2 protein-coding genes and 1 pseudogene are annotated in these 1854 nt (G+C 65.5%); all 3 read left to right on the top strand.

What is annotated here, in order from left to right:
• Positions 1–489, top strand: a pseudogene (locus tag FFS27_RS32365) (alpha/beta fold hydrolase); the annotation flags it as partial.
• A gap of 106 nt (positions 490–595) precedes the next feature.
• Positions 596–1084 carry a ribonuclease E activity regulator RraA gene (gene rraA, locus FFS27_RS32360; protein ID WP_003087823.1) on the top strand — a complete coding sequence of 163 codons (489 nt, stop codon included), beginning with the start codon at positions 596–598 and terminating at the stop codon, positions 1082–1084.
• A 187-nt stretch (positions 1085–1271) separates the two neighbouring features.
• On the top strand, positions 1272–1854 hold a 583-nt coding region (locus FFS27_RS32355; RefSeq protein WP_272483183.1), incomplete at its 3' end, for a CorA family divalent cation transporter.

Below are 1854 nucleotides of genomic sequence, written 5' to 3'. Positions count from 1 at the left end.
CACTGGCTGTTCAGGTTGCCCATGGCAGGCATCCTCGCGCGCCTGCTGCTGCGCCGCGTCGACGCGCTATCCGGAAGCCGTTGGCGGCAGGGCCCGGAAGACGAGCCGGTCGGCGTGGCGCTGGAGGTCCTGCGTTGGCATGGGCTGTTCGGCCGCTTCGGCGAGCCGGGCAACGACTGGTGGAAGGGGCTCGCCGCAGTCGACGTGCCGCTATTGGCGGTCGCCGGGGCTGGGGACCGGCAGGACCCGTCCTGGGCCTGTCGCAAGTTGTTCGAGCAGTTCGCCTCGTCCGAGCGCGAATACCTGTTGCTCGGACGCGAGGCTGGCTACGCCGAGGACTACGGGCATATCGAGATGCTGATCGGCAAGGCGGCCCAGCTAGAGGTCTGGCCCTTGGTGGAGCGCTGGCTGCGCCAGCGATCGCCGGCGGGCGACGAATCCGCGTGGAGTGAGGCGCTAGACGTATCGGAAGCCGGAATCAGCGGCTAACATGTGACGCAAATGGCGGCTCCGGTCACGCCGGCGCCGCCGGGGCGGGCGGCCGATGATCCTCCGGAGCTGCCCGAGCCGATCCCTTCACCCACAGGAGCTTCCCATGCATTACGTCACTCCCGATCTGTGCGATGCCTATCCTGAGCTGGTCCAGGTCGTCGAACCCATGTTCAGCAACTTCGGCGGCCGCGACTCCTTCGGCGGCGAGATCGTCACCATCAAGTGCTTCGAAGACAATTCGCTGGTCAAGGAGCAGGTCGACAAGGACGGCAAGGGCAAGGTCCTGGTCGTCGATGGCGGTGGTTCGCTGCGCCGCGCCCTGCTGGGCGACATGCTGGCCGAGAAAGCGGCGAAGAACGGCTGGGAAGGGATCGTCGTATATGGCTGCATCCGTGACGTCGACGTGATCGCCCAGACCGACCTCGGCGTCCAGGCCCTGGCCAGTCATCCGCTGAAGACCGACAAGCGCGGCATCGGCGATCTGAACGTCGCCGTGACCTTCGGCGGCGTCACCTTCCGCCCCGGCGAGTTCGTGTATGCCGACAACAACGGCATCATCGTTTCTCCGCAGGCCTTGAAGATGCCCGAATAGGGCTTTTTAACACCCGTTCCGGCCCCGGTGACGCAGGCAGCGTCCCGGGGCTTTTTGCTGGAATGAACCCGAGGCGCGCATATGGGTCTCAGGACTGGCTTTAAGGTTATGCCGCAAGTCCATGAATTGACTGGTACCGGACTTGTGTTTTTACTGTCGAAATGGTCGTTTTACCAAGGGAAGCGCAATGCAAGCGTACGAGTCGGGTGACGAGCGCGGCTTGATCTATGGCTACGTCCTCAACGGGCGCGGCGGCGGACGCCGTGTCGGACGCAACCAGATAGCGGTGCTCGACCTGCTGCCGGAGGAGAGCCTTTGGCTGCACTGGGACCGCGGCGTACCGGAAGCGCAGGCCTGGCTGCGGGATTCCGCGGGGCTCAGCGAGTTCGCCTGCGATCTGCTGCTGGAGGAGGCGACTCGCCCCCGTTTGCTCGATCTCGGGGCCGAAAGCCTGCTGGTGTTCCTCCGTGGAGTGAACCTGAATCCGGGCGCGGAGCCGGAAGACATGGTTTCGCTGCGGGTATTCGCCGACGCGCGCCGGGTGATCTCGCTGCGCCTGCGGCCGCTGAAGGCGGTGGCCGATCTGCTCGAGGACCTGGAGGCGGGGAAAGGGCCGAAGACGGCATCCGAGGTCGTGTACTACCTCGCGCACTACCTGACCGATCGCGTCGACACGCTGATCAGCGGGATAGCCGACCAGCTCGATGCTGTCGAGGAACTGGTCGAGGCGGACGAGCGCGCCAGTCCCGACCAGCACCAGTTGCGTACCC

Source organism: Pseudomonas sp. 2VD (assembly GCF_005503585.1).
In the GTDB taxonomy this organism is placed as follows: domain Bacteria; phylum Pseudomonadota; class Gammaproteobacteria; order Pseudomonadales; family Pseudomonadaceae; genus Pseudomonas; species Pseudomonas aeruginosa.
The sequence above is the reverse complement of the archived record's forward strand: the minus strand, read 5'-3'. Positions and strand labels throughout refer to the sequence as shown.

Coding starts and splice junctions, on each gene's coding strand:
- rraA (WP_003087823.1), top strand. CDS start 596: ATGCATTACGTCACTCCCGATCTGTGCGATGCCTATCCTGAGCTGGTC.